At 42.1% G+C, this 392-nt stretch carries 1 protein-coding gene; it reads left to right on the top strand.

Annotated features, from left to right (window positions below):
* Positions 1-392, top strand: a 392-nt coding sequence (locus PZE06_RS26705; protein WP_483314093.1) for a hypothetical protein, incomplete at both ends; no start/stop codon positions are given.

The raw sequence follows: 392 nt of genomic DNA, 5'->3' as shown, positions 1-392 counted from the left end.
ATGAACCACGACACTGGCAAAAGCCAAAAGCTCAACAACGATGATATGATAGTGATGCAGACTTTGGCTTCCGACATTCTCTCCATGAAACGTGGACAATCCAAAGTTGAGACAGGCAAGAAACATTTAGAGCGAAACGATTTCATCATTGAGAAACAAAAAACTGAACTTCAACACATAGATGCTGTAAAGAGATATAAAGAGCAGCAAGTAAATCTTGCCGAACAGGAACTCAAACAGGTAAAAGCAGAGATACGCACGGACAAACTCAAAAGTGCAGCTACCGATGTAGCCACTGCCATAACCAGCGGTGTCGGTTCTCTTTTCGGCAGCGGTAAATTGAAAGATTTGGAACAAACCAACGAGAATTTACATCATGAAATTGCCAAGCG

Origin of the sequence: Robertmurraya sp. DFI.2.37 (assembly GCF_029211245.1) — a bacterium.
In the GTDB taxonomy this organism is placed as follows: Bacteria; Bacillota; Bacilli; order Bacillales; family Cytobacillaceae; genus Robertmurraya; species Robertmurraya methanolica_A.
This window is presented reverse-complemented; position numbering and strand designations above follow the sequence as displayed.